This window comes from Enterobacter cloacae complex sp. IR5422 (genome assembly GCF_049238165.1).
Lineage (GTDB): Bacteria > Pseudomonadota > Gammaproteobacteria > Enterobacterales > Enterobacteriaceae > Enterobacter > Enterobacter roggenkampii.
In genome coordinates this window covers 26806-47582 of the sequence record NZ_JBMKHT010000028.1, presented here as the reverse complement: position 1 = coordinate 47582, position 20777 = coordinate 26806, and the positions used below count along the sequence as shown (strand labels likewise).

The window sequence follows — 20777 nt, the reverse complement described above, 5'->3', positions numbered from 1 at the left end:
CGGAGGTGACACATGAAACGCAAAAACGCTTCGCTACTCGGTAACGTGCTGATGGGTTTGGGGCTGTTTGTGATGGTCGTCGGCGTAGGTTATTCCATATTAAACCAGCTGCCGCAGCTTGATCTTCCGCAATACTTCGCGCATGGCGCGGTACTGAGCATCTTCCTCGGCGCGGTATTGTGGCTCGCCGGGGCGCGCGTGAGCGGACATGAGGAAGTCTGCGATAAATACTGGTGGGTGCGCCACTACGATAAACGCTGCCGTCGAGATCAGCATAAGCACAGCTAGTGCCATGTCGAAAGAATACCGAAACGACTCCCTGGGAGTCGTTTTTTTTTGCATCAAGGGTTGACCCTCACGTAACGTAAGGCGCCAGAGTGGCGGCACTGGCAAAGAAAAGGAGCAGTTATGTTGATTCAGGTGGGTGAACTGGCGAAACGGGCCGGTATCACCGTACGCACATTGCATCACTATGAGCAAACAGGAGTGTTGCTGCCTTCTGCCAGAAGCGCGGCAGGTTACCGGCTTTACAACCTGGCGGATGTTCAGCGCCTGCATATGATCCAGGCGCTGGCAAAAGCGGGGCTGGAACTTGCTGAAATCAGGGATTTCCTTGAACAGGAGTCGCTGTCGTTAACCGAGTTACTCGATGCGCAAATCACGTTGCTGGATAAACAGCTGCGCAGCATACATACGCTGCGCGACCGGCTGGTCGAACTGCGTGCCGGGCTTCTCGACGATGCGACGCCGGACCTGGAATCCTGGCTACAGACTCTGGAGTTAATGAATATGTACGATCGCTGGTTTAGCAAAGAAGAGTTACAGCAGCTGCCGTTTGCGGTGCAGAAGGACGCGCTGTCGGCTATCTGGTCAGGGCTGGTGGCAGAGGCCAACGCGCTGCTGGAGCACCATATACCCGTTACGGACGAGAGGGCGAAGGACCTGGCGACGCGCTGGATGGAGCGCCTGGAGCAGGACACGGCGGGCAAACCGGAGTTTCTTACCCGGCTGAACGAGATGCACAGCGTAGAGCCACAGATGCAGGTGCAGACCGGCATCACGCCGGAGATGACGGATTACATTACGCGCGCGTTTGCGGAATCCAAGCTCAGTATATGGGAGAAGTACCTTACTCCCGAAGAGATGGCCTTTACGCGGAAGCACTACTTTGATCGCATGATGGAGTGGCCGCCGCTGGTGGCGAAGCTGCATCAGGCGCAGCGGGAAAATCTCGACCCCGCCTCTGACGATGCCCAAAAGCTTGCCGAAAACTGGCTGGCGCTGTTCCAGTCGTACGCGGGCACCAACCCGGAGACCCAGCAAAAGTTTCGCACGGCCATGCAGCAGGAGCCGCATCTGATGAAGGGAACCTGGATGACGCCTGCCGTGCTTGCATGGCTCCAGCAGGCGATCGGGGTGCTGATGCAGAGACGTTTCTCTGCATCAGGCGGCTCACAGATCCGTTAACGCGGCTTCACGGTTAGGATAAAAAGCAAGGCGGCCAGGGATCGGCTGCACGCCTGCACGCGCCATGGTGCGCAGGGGCTGGAATTCGAGGTTACTCACCCGCAGCTCACAGCCTTCAGGCAGACGTTTCACAAAGCGCTGGAAGGCGTCCAGGCCGCCCGCATCCAGCACCGGTACGGCATCCCATTTCAGCACCACAACCCGTTTGCCCGCGATGCGAGACTCCAGATCGCTGAACAGACCTTCCGCCGCGGCGAAGAACAGCGGGCCAATCACGCGCAGAACCAGCACATCGTCAGGCACCTCCACGTTAACCGGGGAGAGGCGCGTCATCTGCGCAATACGGCGCATAAACAGCAGGGAAGCCAGCACGATCCCGACGCTGATGGCGATAACCATATCGAACAGCACGGTCAGCGACATGCAGATCAGCATCACGATGATGTCGTCTTTCGGCGCCCGACGCAGCAGGTTTACCACCTTGTGCGCCTCACTCATGTTCCAGGCCACCATCAGCAGCAGGGCGGCCATGGCGGAAAGCGGTAGCCAGGAGAGCAGTGGGGCGAGGATCAGCAGGGCGAGGATCACCAGCAGGGAGTGGATAACTGCCGAAACGGGTGACGTTGCACCCGCGCGCACGTTGGCCGCAGAACGGGCGATGGCTGCCGTGGCGGTAATACCGCCAAAGAATGGCGCGATGAGGTTGCCTAACCCCTGACCAACCAGCTCGCTGTTGGCTTTGTGCTTGGTGCCGGTCATCCCGTCCAGAACGACGGCGCAGAGCAGGGATTCAATCGCCCCCAGCATCGCCATCGAGAACGCGGCGGGCAGCAATGCGCGCAGGGAATCCCAGCTTAAGGTAAAGCTGGATCCGGGCATATCCCACGGCAGCACCAGCTGCGGCAGCAGCTGCGGAATGCCGCTGCCCTGTGACCCGTCCGCCAGAACATAGTGGAACTGCGAGCCGATAGTGGCGACATGGCCGCCGAACATATTGACGATGGCCATCACCGCACAGCCCAGCAGCAGCGCGGGCAGATGGCCCGGCAGTCGAATGCCCAGACGAGGCCAGACGATCAGCGTGCCCAGCGTCACAATCCCGATGGCGGCGTCGCCCAGGTTGGCCGTCGGCAGCGCCATAAACAGCGCACCCACTTTCTGTAAATAGTGCTCCGGAACATGGGTCATTTGCAGGCCGAGGAAATCCTTGATCTGCATGGTTCCGATGGTGATCCCAATCCCCGAGGTGAACCCCAGCGTGACGGAAAGGGGGATGTACTCAATCAGCCGCCCAAAGCGGGCCAGACCAAACAGAATCAAAAAGACGCCGGACATCAGGGTGGCGACCAGCAGGCCTGCCAGACCAAACTGCTGCGAAACGGGGTAGAGGATCACCACAAAGGCGGCGGTCGGGCCGGAGACGCTGAAGCGTGAGCCGCCGGTCAGGGCAATGACGATCCCGGCCACGGCCGAGGTGTACAGGCCATACTGCGGTGCAACGCCGCTGCCAATCGCCAGCGCCATCGCCAGCGGAATCGCGATAATGCCGACGGTGATCCCGGCAATCAGGTCACGGATAAAACGTGACGAGGTGTACTTCTCTTTCCAGCAGGCGTCGATGAGGGCGCGAAAGGGCAGAACATGTGAGGAGGTTACGTTTTTCACAATTATCTATCATCCGTATGCGCATCATCTGTCATGTGAATGGCAGGTGAAGGAGGCATTAATCATACAAATAAAACCCAGAGACAAAAAAACCCGCCGCAGCGGGTTTTTCGGCCGTGTTCGATTAGTGTTCGAACATTGCAGAGATGGATTCTTCGTTGCTGATACGACGAATCGCTTCGGCCAGCATCCCGGACAGGGTCAGGGTACGCACGTTTGGCAGTGCCTTGATCTCGTCGCTCAGTGGGATGGTATCGCATACTACAACTTCGTCAATGACGGAGTTGCGCAGGTTGTTTACGGCATTGCCGGAGAAGATCGGGTGGGTCGCGTAAGCGAATACGCGCTTGGCACCACGCTCTTTCAGCGCTTCAGCCGCTTTACACAGCGTACCGCCGGTATCGATCATGTCGTCAACCAGCACGCAGTCGCGGCCAGCTACGTCACCGATGATGTGCATCACCTGAGAAACGTTAGCGCGCGGACGACGTTTGTCGATGATCGCCATGTCGGTATCGTTCAGCAGCTTAGCGATAGCACGGGCACGTACCACGCCGCCGATGTCCGGAGAAACCACGATGGGGTTATCCAGGTTCAGCTGCAGCATGTCTTCCAGCAGGATTGGGCTGCCGAATACGTTATCAACCGGGACGTCGAAGAAGCCCTGGATCTGCTCTGCGTGCAGGTCAACGGTCAGTACGCGGTCAACGCCAACGCTGGACAGGAAGTCAGCGACAACTTTCGCGGTAATTGGCACACGCGCGGAACGGACGCGACGGTCCTGGCGGGCATAGCCGAAGTAAGGAATAACAGCAGTGATACGGCCTGCGGAAGCGCGACGCAGGGCGTCGACCATAACAACCAGTTCCATCAGGTTGTCGTTCGTTGGAGCACAGGTGGACTGGATGATGAAAATATCACCACCGCGTACATTTTCGTTAATTTGTACGCTGACTTCGCCGTCGCTAAAGCGACCTACAGCGGCGTCGCCGAGGGAAGTGTACAGGCGGTTGGCAATACGTTGTGCTAGTTCCGGGGTGGCGTTACCAGCAAAAAGCTTCATATCAGGCACGAGAAGAACCTCAGGCATGCGTCCAGTGGTGGATAGCGTTCGCCGTAAACTGTGCGGGCCAGGCAAAGGCTATCCAGGCGGTGTATTAAAGAGCGCGATGCAACGTCTGGAACAGGGTGACGTTGTCACCGAAACTCAGTCTGCGCCAGAATGGCCTGCTGTAGGGGGGAAATGTTCATCCCACGCGCTACAAAACCATGCAGCCAAACCGGCGCTTGCTCAAGCACCTGACGAGCGGCGGATTCGGTGTCAAATTCAGCAAAGACACAGGCCCCTGTACCCGTCAGGCGCGACGGCGCGTATTCTAACAGCCAGGAAAGCACCGCATCAACCTCGCGAAAACGTTTTCTTGCGATATCCTCGCAATCGTTGCTGAATTCACAATTTAATAACGTTTCTATTGACCGAATCGGGGTATTTCTTTTCAGGTCAGGATCTTTAAAGATGACCGGGGTCGGAATGCTCACGCCGGGGTGAGCAACCAGATACCATTTTTCCGGCGGGTTGACCGGGGAGAGGATTTCACCCACGCCCTCAGCAAAGGCCGCATGACCGCGAACAAACACCGGGACATCCGCACCCAGCCTCAAGCCTAAGGCGGCCAGTTCGTCCTGCGACAGCCCGCAGCCCCAAAGGTGGTTCAGTGCAACCAGCACGGTAGCGGCGTTGGATGAGCCTCCGCCCAGGCCGCCGCCCATCGGCAGACGTTTCTCGATACGGATGTCCGCACCGCTTCCCGCAGGCAGACGACACGATTCCGCAGAGGCGTTCATCAGCAGACGCGCAGCGCGCACAATCAGGTTGTCCTCATGCGCCACGCCGTCGACCGGCGTCAGGAGGCAAATCTGCCCGTCCTGGCGCAGTTCGATAGAAATTGTGTCGCCATAGTCAATAAACTGAAACAGCGTCTGCAGGGTGTGATAGCCGTCAGCGCGCTGGCCGGTAATGTATAAAAACAGATTCAGTTTTGCCGGAGAAGGCCAGTGGGTCATCATTTAACGATCCAGTTGTCCATTTTCAGCTTGATGCGCTGGCTGCCCTGGGTCAGTTCCATGTTGGATGGCAGCGACGGTTTACTCTTGCTGTCATAGTCGCTGTACACCACTTTCCAGGTCTTGCCGTTCTGGGTGTAGTTCACCTGGCTCAGACGATATTGATCGTCCAGGGTATAGTTGGTGGCGTCACCCGGCAGGCCGAGGATCCACTGGCGCAGGCTGTTCAGCGGAATTGGCATCCCTGTCAGCTTGCCAATCATCTCTTCGGCATCGGTTGCGGTGTAGTGCTGGCCTTTGTTATCGGTGATCTGCGCTTCGCCCGGTTTCGCGATAAGCTCCAGCTCGGTGCTGCCCAGCGGGTTCAGCAGCAGCAGGCGATAGTTGTCCTGCCCCGTCTGCTGCCAGAAGAAACGGGCATAAACCTTTTGTTCGTCAGAGAGATAGGCGAAGGCGCCCCGCGTCTGGTACTGCTTCAAATTAAGGACGTCCTGCTGGTGCTGACGCCACTGGGGTGAATCAGGGCTTTTGCCCGGGCCTTTTGGTTGGGTGACAGTACAGGCGGTCAGAACCAGTGCCGCCAGGGGCAGCAGGCGAATCAGTCGGGTCATAATGAGGACAAATCCTTGAGATACGTTGCAGTTATAACTGTTAATGCTAGCGCCCCGCAGTGCTACCGTCTACGTTCAAATTATCTCAAAGCGTTGAGTAACCTATTACTCCGAAAGGGGGCTGTCTCTTTTATTGATCTCGCGCATCCTGTATGATGCGTCCTGCTAACCTTATTAACGCTGGTACTACTCCCGCTCAACATGACCCTATTAGCACTCGGCATCAACCACAAAACGGCCCCGGTTTCGCTGCGAGAACGCGTAACGTTTTCGCCAGACACGCTCGACCTGGCGCTGGATAGCCTGCTTGCACAGCCGATGGTGCAGGGTGGCGTGGTGCTCTCGACGTGCAACCGTACCGAGCTCTATTTAAGCGTGGAAGAGCAGGACAACCTGCACGACGCGCTGATCCGCTGGTTATGCGACTACCACAATCTCAATGAAGACGAGCTGCGCAACAGCCTGTACTGGCATCAGGACAATGATGCCGTCAGCCATCTGATGCGCGTGGCCAGCGGGCTGGATTCGCTGGTGCTGGGCGAGCCGCAAATTCTCGGTCAGGTGAAAAAAGCCTTTGCGGATTCGCAAAAAGGGCATCTTAAGGCCAGCGAGCTGGAGCGCATGTTCCAGAAGTCATTCTCCGTGGCGAAGCGTGTGCGAACCGAAACCGACATTGGTGCCAGTGCGGTTTCTGTTGCTTTCGCGGCCTGCACCCTTGCACGCCAAATCTTTGAATCCCTCTCCACCGTCACCGTGATGTTGGTGGGCGCGGGCGAAACCATCGAACTTGTGGCGCGCCATCTGCGCGAGCATAAAGTGAAAAAGATGATTATCGCTAACCGCACCCGCGAACGCGCGCAGGTGCTGGCGGATGAAGTGGGGGCAGAGGTGGTTGCCCTGAGCGACATCGATGAACGCCTGAAGGAGGCGGACATTATTATCAGTTCGACCGCCAGCCCGCTGCCGATTATCGGCAAAGGGATGGTGGAGCGTGCGCTGAAGTCCCGCCGTAATCAGCCGATGCTGCTGGTGGATATCGCCGTCCCGCGCGATGTGGAGCCAGAAGTCGGCAAGCTGGCTAACGCCTATCTTTACAGCGTAGATGACCTGCAAAGCATCATTTCGCACAACCTCGCGCAGCGTAAAGCGGCGGCAGTGCAGGCGGAAACCATTGTCGAGCAGGAAACCAGTGAGTTTATGGCCTGGCTGCGCGCGCAAAGCGTCAGCGAGACCATCCGCGAGTACCGCGGGCAGGCGGAGCAGGTGCGTGATGACCTGACTGCCAAAGCGTTAGCGGCCCTGGAGCAGGGCGGCGACGCGCAGGCCATTATGCAGGATCTGGCGTGGAAGCTGACCAACCGCCTGATCCATGCCCCAACCAAATCTCTTCAACAGGCTGCCCGTGACGGGGATGATGAACGCCTGACTATTCTGCGCAACAGCCTCGGGCTGGAATAGCGCCCTATACCCATTTTCTAAGACAAGGTGCACTTACGCCTATGAAGCCTTCTATCGTCGCTAAACTGGAAGCTCTGCACGAGCGCCATGAAGAAGTCCAGGCGCTGCTCGGCGATGCCGGGACCATTGCGGACCAGGAACGTTTTCGCGCACTTTCACGTGAATACGCGCAGTTAAGTGATGTTTCTAAATGCTTTACCGACTGGCGACAGGTTCAGGAAGATATCGAAACCGCGCAGATGATGCTCGACGATCCTGAAATGCGCGAGATGGCGCAGGAAGAGTTGCAGGATGCGAAAGCGCGTTCTGAGGAGATGGAGCAGCAGCTTCAGGTGCTGTTGCTGCCAAAAGATCCGGACGACGAACGCAACGCGTTCGTGGAAGTCCGCGCCGGGACCGGCGGGGACGAAGCGGCGCTGTTTGCCGGGGATCTGTTCCGCATGTACAGCCGCTACGCCGAGTCGCGTCGCTGGCGCGTGGAGATCATGAGCGCCAACGAAGGCGAACACGGTGGCTACAAAGAGGTTATCGCCAAGATCAGCGGCGACGGCGTGTACGGTCGTCTCAAGTTTGAATCCGGCGGTCACCGCGTGCAGCGCGTACCGGCCACCGAATCTCAGGGCCGAATCCACACCTCCGCTTGTACGGTGGCGGTGATGCCGGAGCTGCCGGAAGCGGAGCTGCCGGACATCAATCCTGCTGACCAGCGTATTGATACCTTCCGCTCCTCCGGGGCGGGGGGGCAGCACGTTAACACCACCGACTCCGCCATCCGTATTACCCACCTGCCGACCGGCATCGTGGTGGAGTGTCAGGACGAGCGTTCCCAGCACAAAAACAAAGCCAAAGCGCTCTCCGTGCTGGGCGCACGTATCCACGCGGCCGAAATGGCGAAACGCCAGCAGGCGGAAGCGTCTACGCGTCGTAACCTGCTGGGCAGCGGCGATCGCAGCGACCGTAACCGCACCTACAACTTCCCGCAGGGGCGCGTGACTGACCACCGCATCAACCTGACGCTGTACCGTCTGGACGAAGTAATGGAAGGCAAGCTGGATATGCTGATTGAGCCTATCGTGCAGGAATACCAGGCCGACCAGCTGGCGGCACTGTCCGAGCAGGAATAATGGATTTTCAGCGCTGGTTACGTGAGGCTGCCGGTGAGCTTTCCGAAAGCGAAAGCCCGAAACGCGATGCCGAAATTTTGCTTGAGCATGTGACGGGTAAAGCCCGCACGTACCTGCTGGCCTTCGGCGAAACCGAACTGACTGCTGAACAGGAAGCCCGGCTCGCCGCGCTGCTTGCCCGCCGTAAAACCGGCGAGCCGGTGGCGCACCTGGTCGGCGAGCGCGAGTTCTGGTCGTTACCGCTTTACGTCTCGGCGGCAACGCTGATCCCGCGTCCCGACACCGAGTGTCTGGTTGAACAGGCGCTGGCGCGCTTACCCGCATCGTCCTGCCGCATTCTCGATCTCGGAACGGGGACCGGGGCCATCGCCCTGGCGCTCGCTACCGAACGGCCCGACTGCGCGATCACGGCGGTAGATGTGATGCCCGACGCGGTGGCGCTGGCGCAGCGTAACGTGGAACGTCTTGGCCTGACCAACGTGACGGTGCTGCAAAGCAGCTGGTTCAGCGCGCTGGAGAAGCAGACGTTCGGAGTGATTGTCAGTAACCCGCCCTATATTGACGAGCATGACCCGCACCTTGCGCAGGGGGATGTGCGCTTCGAACCGCTGACGGCGCTGGTCGCCGCCAGGGAGGGTTTAGCCGACCTTGATCACATTGTGACAACGTCACGACAACATTTGCTTTCCGGCGGCTGGCTGCTGGTGGAGCATGGCTGGACGCAGGGGGAAGCCGTGCGGGCGCTCTTTACCCAGGCGGGCTACGCCGGTGTCAAAACCTGCCGCGACTACGGCGGCAACGAACGCCTGACGCTGGGGCAGTGGTTATGAGCGCAGGTACTGATAAAGGCGTAAGGCTGACTGAAAGGCGGTTTGGCGTTATCATCTACATCGTTTTGAGTTTTATCTCGCCCGGGCGTCGCTGTACGCTCGGTCGTTACTGGGGTAAGTCATGAAGTCCTTAGCCGATTTCGAATTTAATAAAGTGCCGCTTTGCGATGGCATGATCCTGATTTCTGAGATGATCCGCGACGATTTTACGTCGCAGTACGTCTACGATGAGCTGGAGAATCTGGTCAGCCTGGCGCGTGAAGAGATCAATCAGGCGCGCCCGCAGGACTGGCAATTAGAGAAGCTGCTTGAGCTTTTCTACGGCGAATGGGGTTTCTGCGACACGCGGGGCGTGTATCGCCTGTCTGACGCATTATGGCTGGACCAGGTCTTAAAAAATCGTCAGGGGAGCGCCGTTGCGCTGGGTTCTATTTTGCTTTGGGTTGCGCATCGCCTGGATATTCCACTGGTGCCGGTCATTTTTCCGACGCAGATGATCCTGCGTGCGGAGTGGCTGGACGGTGAGATGTGGCTCATTAATCCCTTCAACGGCGATACGCTGGATGAACATACGCTGGACGTGTGGCTGAAAGGCAATATCAGCCCGGTGGCTGAGCTCTTCAACGAAGATCTCGACGAGGCGGATAACGCGGAAGTGATCCGCAAGCTGCTGGATACGCTGAAGTCTGCGTTAATGGAAGAGCGTCAGATGGAGCTGGCCCTGCGCGCCAGCGAAGTGCTGCTGCAGTTTAATCCGGAAGACCCGTACGAAATTCGCGACCGTGGGTTGATCTATGCCCAGCTCGATTGTGAGCACGTGGCGCTGAACGATCTGAGCTATTTCGTCGAGCAGTGTCCGGAAGATCCTATTAGCGAAATGATTCGTGCGCAGATCAACGCGATCTCGCACAAGCAAATTACACTGCATTAATCTTAATTCCGATTCACACCTGAATAAGGCGATCCTATGAAACAAAAAGTGGTTAGCATTGGTGATATCAAGGTAGCAAACGACCTGCCGTTCGTGCTGTTTGGCGGCATGAACGTGCTGGAATCCCGCGACCTCGCCATGCGTATCTGCGAGCACTACGTGACCGTGACCCAGAAGCTGGGCATCCCGTACGTGTTTAAAGCCTCTTTTGACAAAGCCAACCGCTCCTCCATCAACTCTTACCGTGGCCCGGGCCTGGAAGAAGGGATGAAGATTTTCCAGGAGCTGAAGCAGACCTTTGGCGTGAAAGTGATCACCGACGTGCATGAAGCCGCTCAGGCGCAGCCGGTGGCAGACGTGGTTGACGTGATTCAGCTCCCGGCGTTCCTGGCTCGCCAGACCGACCTGGTTGCCGCGATGGCGAAAACCGGTGCCGTGATCAACGTGAAAAAACCACAGTTCGTGAGCCCGGGCCAGATGGGGAACATCGTCGATAAATTTATCGAAGGTGGCAACGACAAAGTCATCCTGTGCGACCGTGGTTCCAACTTCGGTTATGACAATCTGGTTGTGGATATGCTGGGCTTCAGCGTGATGAAAAACGTCTCTAATCAGTCTCCGGTGATTTTCGACGTGACCCACGCGCTGCAGTGCCGCGACCCGTTTGGCGCTGCGTCCGGCGGCCGTCGTGCTCAGGTGACCGAACTGGCGCGCGCCGGTATGGCAACCGGCCTGGCTGGCCTGTTCATTGAAGCGCACCCGGATCCGGATAACGCAAAATGCGACGGCCCATCTGCGCTGCCGCTGGATAAGCTGGAGCCGTTCCTGAAACAGATCAAAGCAATTGACGATCTGGTCAAGAGCTTCGATGAGCTGGATACCAGCAAATAATAAAAAAACCCGCTTCGGCGGGTTTTTTTATGGGGCATATTGCCGGGTGGCGCTTTGCTTACCCGGCCGACAAAACCCGTAGGTCCTGCAAGCGAAGCGCCGCTGGGCAAAAAGGCTACGCAAAAATTGTCATCAAGTAAGCCACAAACAGCGCCATATGCGCCGCCCCGTTCAGCACGTTGGTGCGTCCGGTTGAGAACGAAATCTGGCACAGCAACAACGAGGCTACCATCACAATCATCTCTGGCGCACCCAGCGCGAACTGCAGTTCGTTACCGGTCATAAAGGCAATCAGCGTCACCACCGGCACGGTGAGTGAAATGGTCGCCAGCACGGAGCCGAAGAACAGGTTCATGGCGCGCTGCACCTGATTGTTTAAGACGGCTTTCAGCGCCCCCAGCCCTTCCGGGGACAAGATCAGCAGCGCCACCAGGAAACCGGTAAACGCGACCGGCGCGTTCAGTTCGGTTAATAGCGTTTCCAGCGGATTGGCGTTCATCTTGGTGACGGCAATCACCGCAATCAGATGCACGATCAGCCAAACCGTATGCCACGCGCTGCTGTGGGCCGACGGCTTACCGTGGTGCGGGTCATCGTCGTCGCTGTCGTCTTCATGCTCATACACAAACAGGCTCTGGTGCGTTTTGGTCTGAATCAACAGAAACACGCCGTACATGGCTGCGGAAATCAGCGCAACCAGCAGCGCCTGACCGGTGGAGAAGTTGGCACCCGGCAGCGCCATCGGGAAGACCAGCACGATAATCGCCAGCGGGAAGAGGGCAATCAGATACTGTTTAATGCCGAACAGGTTCATATACTGGGTCGCGAATTTACGCCCGCCCAGCAGCAGAGAGAAGCCCACCAGGCCACCCGTCACAATCATAATGATCGAATAGAGCGTGTCGCGCATCAGCGTCGGCGCGGCATCGCCGGTCGCCATAAGCGCGGAAATCAGGCTGACTTCGAGAATAACAACGGAAAGGCTGAGAATTAACGATCCGTAGGGTTCGCCCAGACGGTGGGCCAATACGTCCGCATGGCGAACGACGCTAAATGCGCTGGTTAAGATACCGACCAGGGCAAGAATATTGATACCAACCACCACTGGCAGTGACTGACTGCTTCCCCAGAAGAGCAGCACAGCCAGCGCCAGAACCGGGAAAATGAGAGACGTCTCCTTGTGGCGGGTCTTTACCGCCTCGTGTGTTGCTGTCATGTGCTTCTCCATCAATGCAGGTGCTTGTAATTATAGATAGATTTTTGAGGTCATTAAATTAACAGATCTCTGTTAAATGCCCTTTATTTTTTACTTAATTTTACCCTTTTTAATAATTATCACGCCTGATTCCTGTAATTCACCATATTCTCAGAATATTTATTTAGTAACAATAATTTAATGTTTTCGATCATTCATAAATGAAGTGTGGGTGGCACGCTGCCATATCGTCGTCCACACTTATCTCTTTAACCAAAAGAGAGGTGAGTGATGCCTTATAAAACGAAACGCGAATTACCCGATAATGTGCAAAACGTGCTGCCCGCTCACGCGCAGGATATCTACAAAGAGGCGTTTAACAGTGCCTGGGAACAGTACAAAGATAAGGACGATCGCCGGGATGATGCCAGCCGTGAAGAGACGGCACACAAAGTCGCCTGGGCCGCTGTAAAACATGAATATGTAAAAGGAGACGACGATAAATGGCATAAAAAGAAATAGCCCTGAAATAATTCGCTGCCTTCATTTTGACTTTTCAGGCGGTTGAACTGCCGTTGTATTGCAACTGGTCCGCTAATTGCTTATCGTTATTCAACTGCTGGCAAAATGACCAGCACCTAAGGCCGGGAAGGCGAATTACAGATGTCGCAAGGAAGCATGCAGTGGCGGAGGTGGAAAGTGTTAACGCGTGATTTCTTAATGAAGGCAGATTGTAAGACGGCATTTGGTGCTATTGAGGAATCGCTTCTCTGGTCAGCTGAACAACGTGCGGCGTCGCTCGCTGCCACGCTTGCCTGCCGCCCGGATGATGGCCCGGTATGGATTTTTGGCTACGGCTCCCTGATGTGGAACCCGGCGCTCGAATTTGTCGAATCGGCAACGGGCACGTTGCCCGGCTGGCATCGCGCATTTTGCCTGCGCCTGACGGCCGGACGCGGCAGCGCATGCCAGCCCGGGCGTATGCTTGCACTGAAAGAGGGCGGACGCACCACGGGCGTGGCGTATCGCCTCCCGGATGCCACCCTGGAAGAGGAGCTTACGCTGCTCTGGAAGCGTGAGATGATCACCGGCTGCTATATGCCGAGCTGGTGCAAGCTGGATCTTGACGACGGTCGCACCGTCAATGCGCTGGTGTTTATCATGGACCCGCGCCATCCGCTGTATGAAGCGGACACCCGCACGCAGGTGATTGCCCCGTTAATTGCCGCCGCCAGCGGGCCGCTGGGTACCAACGCGCAGTATCTCTTCTCTCTCGATCAGGAGCTTACCCGCCTCGGCATGAAGGACGATTGTCTGAATGAGCTGGTGGTGAAGGTGAAGGCGCTGCTGGAAGGAAACCCGCTCAACGGCACGCTGCGACCGGGTTTTGCCTGATAATACGCCCGGCTCGCCGGGCGCGTAATTTAAGCTGCTACGTAACTGACAGAATGCTCCAGAGACTGGCTGTGGCTATCGATCAGCACATCCCAGGTGCCGGTATACGGCACGGTAAGCCAGGCGTTATCATCCTGCACGGTGAGAATATCCGCCTGGGATTGTTTTTGTGCTTTCGCACTCATCAGATGAATACGGCAGCGCTCTGAGCAACGCACCACTACCGTATCCCCGCCAAACAGTTTCAAACTTGTTTTTACCAGTGCCATTTTTTACCCCGTAGTCTTAAACAACGCTCTCCCTGCTGCCATATCCGAGCGTGATGTTGTTCACAATTCACTCATGGCATAACACCAAAGGGGAGGGGGAGGGATGCTGATTTTGATCAAAAAATGGCATAACGTTTAAACAAAAATGACAAAATTCCTCAAAATTTCCGCTGACGCGCGTTTTACCCGCTAAACGCGCGCCAGTAGAAAATTAAATGCGGAAATGGCCGGCGGTTTCAGCAAGGTCGCCCGCCTGGCTCTGCAGGGCGCCCGCAGCGGCGGCGGATTGCACGACCAGCTCGGCGTTCTGCTGGACCATGCGGTCGAGGTGGGTCACCGCGTGGTTGATCTCGTGAATGCCTTTCATCTGCTCGCTGGTGGCGATGGAGATTTCGCGCATGATGCCGGAGACGCTGCCGATGCTGGAGCGGATCTCGTCCATGCTTTCCCCGGCCAGATGCACGTAGCGGGAGCCGGTGGCCACGCTGTCGGTGGTGGAATCAATCAGCGATTTGATCTCTTTCGCCGCCTGGGCGCTGCGGCTCGCCAGGTTACGCACTTCGCCCGCCACCACGGCAAACCCGCGCCCCTGCTCGCCGGCACGGGCCGCCTCGACGGAGGCGTTCAGCGCCAGAATGTTGGTCTGGAACGCGATGCCGTCAATCACGCTGGTGATGTCGCCAATTTTAGCCGACGCGACTTCGATGGACTGCATGGTGCTGATCGCCTGGGATACCACCTCGCCGCCGCGCGCCGCGGCCGCGGAGGCTTTGCTCGCCTGGTCATTTGCTTCCGCCGCCGATTCGTTCGACTGCGTCACGGAGGCGGTGATCTGCTCTACGGCGCTGGCCGTCTCGCGCAGGCTGGACGCCGCCTGCTCGGTACGTCCGGAGAGATCCTGGTTACCCGCCGCAATCTCCTGAGCGGCGTTTTTCACCGACTCGCTGGCATCACGGAGCTGCACCATCACCACCGACAGCTTATCGCTGAAGGCGTTAAAGGCCTGGGCGATCTGCGCCACCTCGTCCTCACCGCTGTCAGGCAGACGCTGCGACAGGTCGTTAGTCCCGTTGGCAATGTTGTGCATCGCGTCGCGAATGTCCGACAGGCGCTTCAGCAGACGGGCAATCAGGAGGTGAACAATGGTCGCGCTCAGCAGCGCCAGGATCACCAGCGAAATCGCCGAGGCTTTAAGCAGGGAACGCATGCCGGAAGTGGCATCACCGTTGTCGAGGGCGACGACCAGCAGCCAGTTTGTGCCCGGCACGGCGGTTGCCACGAAGGTTTTTTCGACGTCGTTCAGCGTACCGTCGACAAGGTTACCGCTTTTCAGCGCAGCAAAATCGATGCCTTTGATGGTCTCAGCAAACGGTTTAAGCGTCAGAGCCGGATCGTTAGCCGCAATCACGCTGCCGTCACTGTTCAGAAGCAAGCCGCTGCTGGACGGAGTTGGATGGATCCCGCGCACGTTCGCCACCACGCTGTCCATGGCCACATCGCCCGCCACCACCGCTTTCAGGGCGCCATTCTCTTTCACCGGCACGGCGAAGGTCACCACCAGTTTACCGGTACCGGCATCAACGTAAGGCGCGGTGACGACCGGGCCGTCCGTGCTGACCACCTGCTGATACCACGGGCGAATGGTCGGGTCATAATCCGCAGGTACGCCCGCGGGCTCAGAGAATTTCGCCGTTTTGCTGGCGTAGCCGACATAAACGTTGGTGAATCCACCCGCCTGCGCAAGCTGTTTAAACACCGGAACCGGGTCGTCACTCAGCGCAACGGTCTGGGCAGAGGCGATAACCGTCATCTTGCTTTTTACCCAGTCGGCAATCGCCATGTTATGGCTGGCGCTGGTGCTGGTCAGGATATCGCGCTGTGACTGCTGGTTATCCTGGCGTGTGACCTGGAAGTTAATAACGGTATTGAGGAGAAGGGCGACGACCAGACAGCCTGCCGTCGCCGCGATGATGCGTGCACGAATCGATCTGAACATAAGTGAAATACCTGCTGTGTTGTTTCCATGCCTATCGGCAACCCCGCAGGTAAACTTGATGCTGAAACCGCGTCCATAAGAAAATAATATTTTTACGGGTTTATTATTAAAAAGTTAATACTTTATCAGCGGACAGCGTCCACTCGGCCAGTTCAACCAGCGTACCAATTTCTACGCCATCAATCAGCGGCAGTCCGGTGATACCGCGCCCGTCGGTGCAGGTTTTGCACAGCTTCACCGGCACGTTTTGTGCGGTCAGGATCTCCAGCATCTGCTGAATGTTATAGCCCTCGGCCGGCTTTTGTCCCTTCAGCCCGGCGGTGACGGCGTCCGACATTAAAAAAAGGCGTAACGCCAGGTCGCTCTTTTTTTCACGTAGCGCGATCGCCAGGCGCAGGCTGTTGAAAAGGGATTCGCTGCCGTAGGCCGCACCGTTGGCGACGATCACAATCTTCTGCATGTTGACTCCTGTTCTTATAAAGGCACGAATATTGCTTAATTCCCCGGAGTTTCGCTGTCCGGGAGAGTAAGCATGACATTAATGGCAGGCATTTCGCCAGGCGCTGCCGAATGGCTCACGCGCGCAAAAATGATGCGCCAGGAGCAGTTCAGCAAGCTGGCACAGCTGGGCGTGCTTGTGCACGGCATTAGCCAACTGGTGCACATGTTACAGTGCGAGCGCGGGGCGTCCAACGTCTGGCTCTGCTCACAGGGCAAGCTGTACGCTCCCGAATGCAAAGCCAGCCGGGCGCTGGTGGATGAAAACCTCGCAGCCCTTTACGCCATTCTTGAAACACAGTCGCCGATTCCGGGAAGTGCCGTCTGTGAACGCATCGGCGGCGCGCTCGTGAGCCTGGAGACGCTTCCCGCGCTGCGTGACGGTGTGATTCAGCAGACGGTAACGGCACCCCAGGCGATGGAACACTACTCCCGCATGCTTCGCCATCTGCTCAGTATCGTGCCGCAGCTTAATGACAGCATTGACGATCCGCAAATCGCAGGACGTTTTGTCGCGCTTTATAGCCTGATGCAGGGCAAAGAGCTGGCGGGACAGGAGCGGGCGCTGGGGGCGATTGGCTTCACGCAGGGTTTTTTCGATGATGTGACTCGTCAGAGGCTGGTTGACCGCATTGACGGGCAGCAGGCCTGCTTTGAGATCTTTCTGTCACACAGCTCCGCTGACGTTCAGACCACCTTTTCAATGCACTGTCAGCCCGATCGTGAAACGGAGCAGCTCCGGCGCGTGGCCTGTACCCGCCAGCCCGCCGCCGATAACGGCCTTACCGCGCTGGCCTGGTTTGCTCTGCAAACCGCGCGCCTTGAGCATCTGCGCACGCTGGAGGAGACGATCATCGCCGATCTGATGGTCGCGGTGGACGAATGCATTCACCGTGACGATGAGTACGCGCTCCCCGGCGATGAACAGGATGACCCGCCGATCCGCTATCCGGAAAAACCGTTGCTTACCCTGGTTCGCCAGCAGGCGCGCGAGATAGAGCAGCTCTCACGTCAGCTTGCGTCGCTGCGCGATACGCTTGAAGAGCGCAAAATCATTGATAAAGCGAAGAGCGTGCTGATGACCCACCAGAATATGAGTGAGGAACAGGCCTGGACGGCGCTGCGCAAAATGGCGATGGACAAAAACCAAAGGATGGTGGATATCGCCCGCGCGCTGCTCATGGTGAAGAATGTATAGCAGGTAACACCAAAGGAGTAGCTGCACGGTCAGTGGGCATTTTATGCCTGTTTGCGGTGCGTAAAGGCGAGGGAATAACGGTAAGCGCCGCAAGAAACGGTGTGTTAAAACCTGGCATTCACTTTGCATTATCAGATTAACCATTTTTGACGATGCGCCAACGGCGGTGCATCCGTCTTCGGGATAAAGGCGTCCACTGGTGCTTCGGCACCGTGGGCGCTTTTTTTTGGTTTTTTTTCAGGAGTGGTCATGGCGGATTTGTCGAGACGGCGTTTTTTGCAGGCCAGCATGCTGGCGAGTGGTGCAATGCTGTTGCCGGGTGTCATGCAGGCCGCATGGGCGGCAGGCTCGGATAAACCGGAGCAGGAAACAGTGCGCATCGGGTTTATCCCGCTGACCGACTGTGCCCCGGTGGTTATCGCGGCGCTGAAAGGGTTTGATAAAAAATACGGTATTACCATCGTGCCCACCAAAGAGGCGAGCTGGGCGGCGGTGCGCGACAAGCTGGTGGCGGGCGAACTCGATGCCGCGCACATTCTTTACGGCCTGCTGTACGGACTGGAGCTGGGCATCGCCGGCAAGCCACAGCAGATGGCTAACCTGATGACCCTCAACCAGAACGGTCAGGCGATTACGCTCTCCAGCGATCTGGCAGAGAAGGGCGTTCATGACCTTGACGGGCTGAAAAAGCGGATTGGGCAGCAGGCGCCTGGCACCTATACCTTCGCGCACACCTTCCCGACCGGGACGCACGCCATGTGGCTCTACTACTGGCTGGCCAGCGCGGGCATTCACCCCTTTGACGACGTGCGCACGGTGGTGGTGCCGCCGCCGCAGATGGTGATGAACATGCGCATTGGCAACATGGTCGGCTTTTGCGTCGGCGAGCCGTGGAACGCGCGTGCCATCAACGACCGCATCGGTTTTACCGCTGCGACGTCTCAGTCCATCTGGGCCGATCATCCGGAAAAAATCCTCGGCACCCGTCGCGACTGGGTGGAGAAAAACCCGCACACCGCCCGGGCGCTGGTGAGCGCAGTGCTGGAGGCGGCGCGCTGGATTGAGGCCTCCCCGGAAAACAAACGCGAAACCGCGCAGATCCTCTCCCGCCGGGCGTGGCTCAACTGCAAAGAGCAGTATCTCACCGGACGCATGCTCGGCGAGTACGACAACGGCCTGGGCCAGCGCTGGCAGGACGCGCACCCGATCCGCTTCTTCAACGAGGGGGCCGTCAGCTACCCGTATCACTCCGACGGCATGTGGTTCTTAACCCAGTTCCGCCGCTGGGGCTTGCTCAAAGCCGCCCCGGACTACGCGGGCATCGCACAACGCATTAACCAGACGGCGGTCTGGCAGGATGCCGCCACGGCGGTGGGGGGCATTACCACACCGACTTCACCACTACGCAGCAGCACATTGATGGACGGCACCGTCTGGAACGGTACCGACCCGGAAGGATACGCCAGCCGTTTCGCCATTCACCGTAAAGGGGCCTGATTATGCAGCATCTGCAAAAGACAAAATCACACGAGACGCCGGAGAGTGGAGAGGTGATTGTCCTGCCTCCGGTGCAGGTTCGCCGCCGTACGCCGACGTTTGCGCGTCGGATTAACGCGATCCTTCAGCGCATCATTCCGGCTTTTCTGGGGCTGGGACTGCTGGTGGTGCTCTGGCAGCTGGCGGCGATTAACAGCAAAGGTTTCCCGACGCCGCTCAGCACGCTCGATTCCGCTATTACCCTGTTTGCCGATCCGTTTTATCGCGACGGGCCAAACGACATGGGCATCGGCTGGAACGTGCTCGCCTCATTACAGCGCGTGGCGGTGGGCTTTGGCCTGGCCGCGTTCGCCGGGATCCCGCTCGGTTTCCTGATTGGCCGCTTCACCTTTTTTTCGCGCATGTTCGGCCCGCTGATCGCGCTGTTACGCCCGGTTAGCCCGCTGGCCTGGCTGCCCATCGGCCTGCTGCTGTTCCAGAAAGCGGAGCCCGCGTCGAGCTGGACCATTTTTATCTGCTCCATCTGGCCGATGGTGATCAACACCGCCGAAGGCGTGCGCCGTATTCCGCAGGACTACCTCAACGTGGCCCGGGTGCTGCAGCTTTCCGAGTGGACCATCATGCGCCGCATTCTCTTCCCGGCGGTGCTGCCCGCGGTGCTGACCGGGGTGCGCCTCTCCATCGGCATCGCCTGGCTGGTGATTGTCGCCGCCGAGATGCTGACCGGCGGTTTAGGGATCGGTTTCTGGATCTGGAACGAGTGGAACAACCTCAACGTCGAAAACATTCTCATCGCCATCGTCATCATTGGCGTGGTCGGGCTGCTGCTGGAGCAGGGGCTGATGCTGATCGCCCGTCGCTTTAGCTGGCAGGAAAAATAAGGAGCGAACATGAAACCATTAATCCAGGTCCAGGCCGTGAGCCAGCGTTTTTCCACCGCCAGCGGCGAATTTCTGGCGCTGCAGAACGTCTCCTTTGATATCCATGAGGGCGAAACCGTCAGCCTGATTGGGCACTCCGGCTGCGGTAAATCGACGCTGCTGAACCTTATCGCTGGGATCACGCTGCCGACGGAAGGCGGGCTGATTTGCGACAACCGCGAAATTGCCGGGCCGGGTCCGGAGCGCGCGGTGGTATTCCAGAACCATTCGCTGCTGCCGTGGCTCACCTGCTTCGACAACGTGGCCCTGGCGGTAGATCACGTGTTTCGCCACAGCATGAGCAAGGCGGAGCGCCGGGAGTGGATTGAGCACAACCTCGACCGCGTGCAGATGGGGCACGCCCTGCACAAGCGCCCGGGGGAGATCTCCGGCGGCATGAAGCAGCGCGTCGGGATTGCCCGCGCGCTGGCGATGAAGCCGAAAGTCCTGCTGATGGATGAACCCTTCGGCGCGCTGGATGCGCTGACGCGCGCCCATCTGCAGGACTCGGTGATGCAGATCCAGCAGGCGCTGAATACCACCATCGTGCTGATTACCCACGACGTGGACGAAGCGGTGCTGCTCTCCGATCGCGTGCTGATGATGACCAACGGCCCGGCGGCGACCGTCGGGGAGATCCTGCACGTTGACCTGCCGCGCCCGCGTAACCGGGTGCAGCTGGCCGACGACAGCCGCTATCACCACATGCGCCAGCAGATCCTGCATTTCCTCTATGAAAAGCAGCCGAAAGCGGCGTAGCGAGGGGGC

General features: G+C 58.1%; 21 protein-coding genes. 13 read left to right on the top strand and 8 right to left on the bottom strand.

Annotated elements, in window-relative coordinates; translation table 11 throughout:
• Nucleotides 1-12 precede the first annotated feature (12 nt).
• Nucleotides 13-288: a stress-induced protein YchH gene (ychH, locus tag ACOTXT_RS14495; protein ID WP_008499505.1), complete on the top strand. Its 276-nt coding sequence runs from the start codon at nucleotides 13-15 to the stop codon at nucleotides 286-288.
• Nucleotides 289-408: 120 nt separating this feature from the next.
• A complete protein-coding gene (locus ACOTXT_RS14490; RefSeq protein ID WP_196094369.1) occupies nucleotides 409-1467 on the top strand; it encodes a MerR family transcriptional regulator in 1059 nt (352 codons plus the stop codon).
• Here the strand turns inward: ACOTXT_RS14490 and dauA are convergent.
• From dauA to lolB, 4 genes are all read right to left on the bottom strand, one after another.
• Nucleotides 1453-3132, bottom strand: a complete 1680-nt coding sequence (gene dauA / locus ACOTXT_RS14485; protein ID WP_196094368.1) for a C4-dicarboxylic acid transporter DauA — start codon at nucleotides 3130-3132, stop codon at nucleotides 1453-1455. The genes ACOTXT_RS14490 and dauA overlap by 15 nt on opposite strands.
• 124 nt (nucleotides 3133-3256) lie before the next feature.
• Nucleotides 3257-4204, bottom strand: coding sequence for a ribose-phosphate diphosphokinase (gene prs / locus ACOTXT_RS14480; RefSeq protein WP_003856663.1), 948 nt, complete (start codon nucleotides 4202-4204; stop codon nucleotides 3257-3259).
• 125 nt (nucleotides 4205-4329) lie between these two features.
• Entirely contained in the window at nucleotides 4330-5199 is an 870-nt protein-coding gene (gene ispE, locus ACOTXT_RS14475; protein WP_333165908.1) for a 4-(cytidine 5'-diphospho)-2-C-methyl-D-erythritol kinase, read from the bottom strand.
• Complete coding sequence (gene lolB / locus ACOTXT_RS14470) at nucleotides 5196-5807, bottom strand: lipoprotein insertase outer membrane protein LolB (protein WP_333165911.1); 612 nt, start codon at nucleotides 5805-5807, stop codon at nucleotides 5196-5198. Before lolB ends, ispE begins: the two co-directional genes overlap by 4 nt.
• 201 nt (nucleotides 5808-6008) lie before the next feature.
• Between lolB and hemA the strand changes: the two genes are divergently transcribed.
• The 5 genes from hemA (at nucleotide 6009) to kdsA (ending at nucleotide 11041) form a co-directional block, all read left to right on the top strand.
• Complete coding sequence (hemA, locus tag ACOTXT_RS14465) at nucleotides 6009-7265, top strand: glutamyl-tRNA reductase (protein WP_021240361.1); 1257 nt, start codon at nucleotides 6009-6011, stop codon at nucleotides 7263-7265.
• 41 nt (nucleotides 7266-7306) lie between these two features.
• Nucleotides 7307-8389: a peptide chain release factor 1 gene (gene prfA / locus ACOTXT_RS14460; protein ID WP_421625331.1), complete on the top strand. Its 1083-nt coding sequence runs from the start codon at nucleotides 7307-7309 to the stop codon at nucleotides 8387-8389.
• Nucleotides 8389-9219, top strand: coding sequence for a peptide chain release factor N(5)-glutamine methyltransferase (prmC, locus tag ACOTXT_RS14455; RefSeq protein WP_333165920.1), 831 nt, complete (start codon nucleotides 8389-8391; stop codon nucleotides 9217-9219). The genes prfA and prmC overlap by 1 nt, the downstream gene beginning before the upstream one ends.
• 121 nt (nucleotides 9220-9340) lie before the next feature.
• Nucleotides 9341-10150: an invasion regulator SirB1 gene (gene sirB1 / locus ACOTXT_RS14450; protein ID WP_008499515.1), complete on the top strand. Its 810-nt coding sequence runs from the start codon at nucleotides 9341-9343 to the stop codon at nucleotides 10148-10150.
• 36 nt (nucleotides 10151-10186) lie between these two features.
• Complete coding sequence (gene kdsA / locus ACOTXT_RS14445; protein WP_008499516.1) at nucleotides 10187-11041, top strand: 3-deoxy-8-phosphooctulonate synthase; 855 nt, start codon at nucleotides 10187-10189, stop codon at nucleotides 11039-11041.
• Nucleotides 11042-11156: 115 nt separating this feature from the next.
• Here the strand turns inward: kdsA and chaA are convergent, their stop codons facing one another.
• Nucleotides 11157-12257, bottom strand: coding sequence for a sodium-potassium/proton antiporter ChaA (chaA, locus tag ACOTXT_RS14440; RefSeq protein ID WP_008499517.1), 1101 nt, complete (start codon nucleotides 12255-12257; stop codon nucleotides 11157-11159).
• Between the two features lie 270 nt (nucleotides 12258-12527).
• Here chaA and chaB point away from each other — a divergent pair, with 270 nt between their 5' ends.
• Both chaB and ACOTXT_RS14430 read left to right on the top strand, forming a co-directional pair.
• Nucleotides 12528-12758: a putative cation transport regulator ChaB gene (gene chaB / locus ACOTXT_RS14435; protein ID WP_333165923.1), complete on the top strand. Its 231-nt coding sequence runs from the start codon at nucleotides 12528-12530 to the stop codon at nucleotides 12756-12758.
• A 177-nt stretch (nucleotides 12759-12935) separates the two neighbouring features.
• The gene (locus ACOTXT_RS14430; protein WP_023292215.1) at nucleotides 12936-13631 is read left to right on the top strand and encodes a gamma-glutamylcyclotransferase; all 696 of its coding nucleotides are present in this window, start codon (nucleotides 12936-12938) and stop codon (nucleotides 13629-13631) included.
• 29 nt (nucleotides 13632-13660) lie between these two features.
• Here ACOTXT_RS14430 and ACOTXT_RS14425 read toward each other — a convergent pair whose 3' ends face one another.
• The 3 genes from ACOTXT_RS14425 to ACOTXT_RS14415 all read right to left on the bottom strand — a co-directional run bounded on the left by ACOTXT_RS14425 (nucleotide 13661) and on the right by ACOTXT_RS14415 (nucleotide 16356).
• Nucleotides 13661-13900 carry a DUF1883 domain-containing protein gene (locus ACOTXT_RS14425; RefSeq protein WP_008499520.1) on the bottom strand — a complete coding sequence of 80 codons (240 nt, stop codon included), beginning with the start codon at nucleotides 13898-13900 and terminating at the stop codon, nucleotides 13661-13663.
• A gap of 211 nt (nucleotides 13901-14111) precedes the next feature.
• Nucleotides 14112-15896 (bottom strand): methyl-accepting chemotaxis protein, encoded by a 1785-nt coding sequence (locus ACOTXT_RS14420; RefSeq protein WP_059363549.1) that lies wholly within the window; start codon nucleotides 15894-15896, stop codon nucleotides 14112-14114.
• A gap of 106 nt (nucleotides 15897-16002) precedes the next feature.
• Entirely contained in the window at nucleotides 16003-16356 is a 354-nt protein-coding gene (locus ACOTXT_RS14415) for a DsrE/DsrF/TusD sulfur relay family protein (protein ID WP_193940698.1), read from the bottom strand.
• A 72-nt stretch (nucleotides 16357-16428) separates the two neighbouring features.
• Between ACOTXT_RS14415 and nasR the strand changes: the two genes are divergently transcribed.
• The 4 genes from nasR (at nucleotide 16429) to ACOTXT_RS14395 (ending at nucleotide 20768) form a co-directional block, all read left to right on the top strand.
• Entirely contained in the window at nucleotides 16429-17592 is a 1164-nt protein-coding gene (gene nasR / locus ACOTXT_RS14410; protein WP_421625330.1) for a nitrate regulatory protein NasR, read from the top strand.
• A gap of 249 nt (nucleotides 17593-17841) precedes the next feature.
• Nucleotides 17842-19089 carry a CmpA/NrtA family ABC transporter substrate-binding protein gene (locus ACOTXT_RS14405; protein ID WP_063616065.1) on the top strand — a complete coding sequence of 416 codons (1248 nt, stop codon included), beginning with the start codon at nucleotides 17842-17844 and terminating at the stop codon, nucleotides 19087-19089.
• Between the two features lie 2 nt (nucleotides 19090-19091).
• A complete protein-coding gene (ntrB, locus tag ACOTXT_RS14400; protein ID WP_008499525.1) occupies nucleotides 19092-19970 on the top strand; it encodes a nitrate ABC transporter permease in 879 nt (292 codons plus the stop codon).
• 9 nt (nucleotides 19971-19979) lie between these two features.
• Complete coding sequence (locus tag ACOTXT_RS14395) at nucleotides 19980-20768, top strand: ABC transporter ATP-binding protein (RefSeq protein ID WP_021240347.1); 789 nt, start codon at nucleotides 19980-19982, stop codon at nucleotides 20766-20768.
• Nucleotides 20769-20777: the final 9 nt, after the last annotated feature.

Bases quoted from the DNA above. Each gene is read 5' to 3' on its own strand.
- ACOTXT_RS14490 (WP_196094369.1), top strand. From the start codon at position 409: ATGTTGATTCAGGTGGGTGAACTGGCGAAACGGGCCGGTATCACCGTA.
- ACOTXT_RS14415 (WP_193940698.1), bottom strand. From the start codon at position 16,356: ATGCAGAAGATTGTGATCGTCGCCAACGGTGCGGCCTACGGCAGCGAA.
- lolB (WP_333165911.1), bottom strand. From the start codon at position 5,807: ATGACCCGACTGATTCGCCTGCTGCCCCTGGCGGCACTGGTTCTGACC.
- ACOTXT_RS14420 (WP_059363549.1), bottom strand. From the start codon at position 15,896: ATGTTCAGATCGATTCGTGCACGCATCATCGCGGCGACGGCAGGCTGT.
- ACOTXT_RS14405 (WP_063616065.1), top strand. From the start codon at position 17,842: ATGGCGGATTTGTCGAGACGGCGTTTTTTGCAGGCCAGCATGCTGGCG.
- prfA (WP_421625331.1), top strand. From the start codon at position 7,307: ATGAAGCCTTCTATCGTCGCTAAACTGGAAGCTCTGCACGAGCGCCAT.
- ACOTXT_RS14425 (WP_008499520.1), bottom strand. From the start codon at position 13,900: ATGGCACTGGTAAAAACAAGTTTGAAACTGTTTGGCGGGGATACGGTA.
- chaB (WP_333165923.1), top strand. From the start codon at position 12,528: ATGCCTTATAAAACGAAACGCGAATTACCCGATAATGTGCAAAACGTG.
- ychH (WP_008499505.1), top strand. From the start codon at position 13: ATGAAACGCAAAAACGCTTCGCTACTCGGTAACGTGCTGATGGGTTTG.
- ispE (WP_333165908.1), bottom strand. From the start codon at position 5,199: ATGATGACCCACTGGCCTTCTCCGGCAAAACTGAATCTGTTTTTATAC.
- prmC (WP_333165920.1), top strand. From the start codon at position 8,389: ATGGATTTTCAGCGCTGGTTACGTGAGGCTGCCGGTGAGCTTTCCGAA.
- nasR (WP_421625330.1), top strand. From the start codon at position 16,429: ATGACATTAATGGCAGGCATTTCGCCAGGCGCTGCCGAATGGCTCACG.
- ntrB (WP_008499525.1), top strand. From the start codon at position 19,092: ATGCAGCATCTGCAAAAGACAAAATCACACGAGACGCCGGAGAGTGGA.
- hemA (WP_021240361.1), top strand. From the start codon at position 6,009: ATGACCCTATTAGCACTCGGCATCAACCACAAAACGGCCCCGGTTTCG.
- ACOTXT_RS14395 (WP_021240347.1), top strand. From the start codon at position 19,980: ATGAAACCATTAATCCAGGTCCAGGCCGTGAGCCAGCGTTTTTCCACC.
- sirB1 (WP_008499515.1), top strand. From the start codon at position 9,341: ATGAAGTCCTTAGCCGATTTCGAATTTAATAAAGTGCCGCTTTGCGAT.
- kdsA (WP_008499516.1), top strand. From the start codon at position 10,187: ATGAAACAAAAAGTGGTTAGCATTGGTGATATCAAGGTAGCAAACGAC.
- chaA (WP_008499517.1), bottom strand. From the start codon at position 12,257: ATGACAGCAACACACGAGGCGGTAAAGACCCGCCACAAGGAGACGTCT.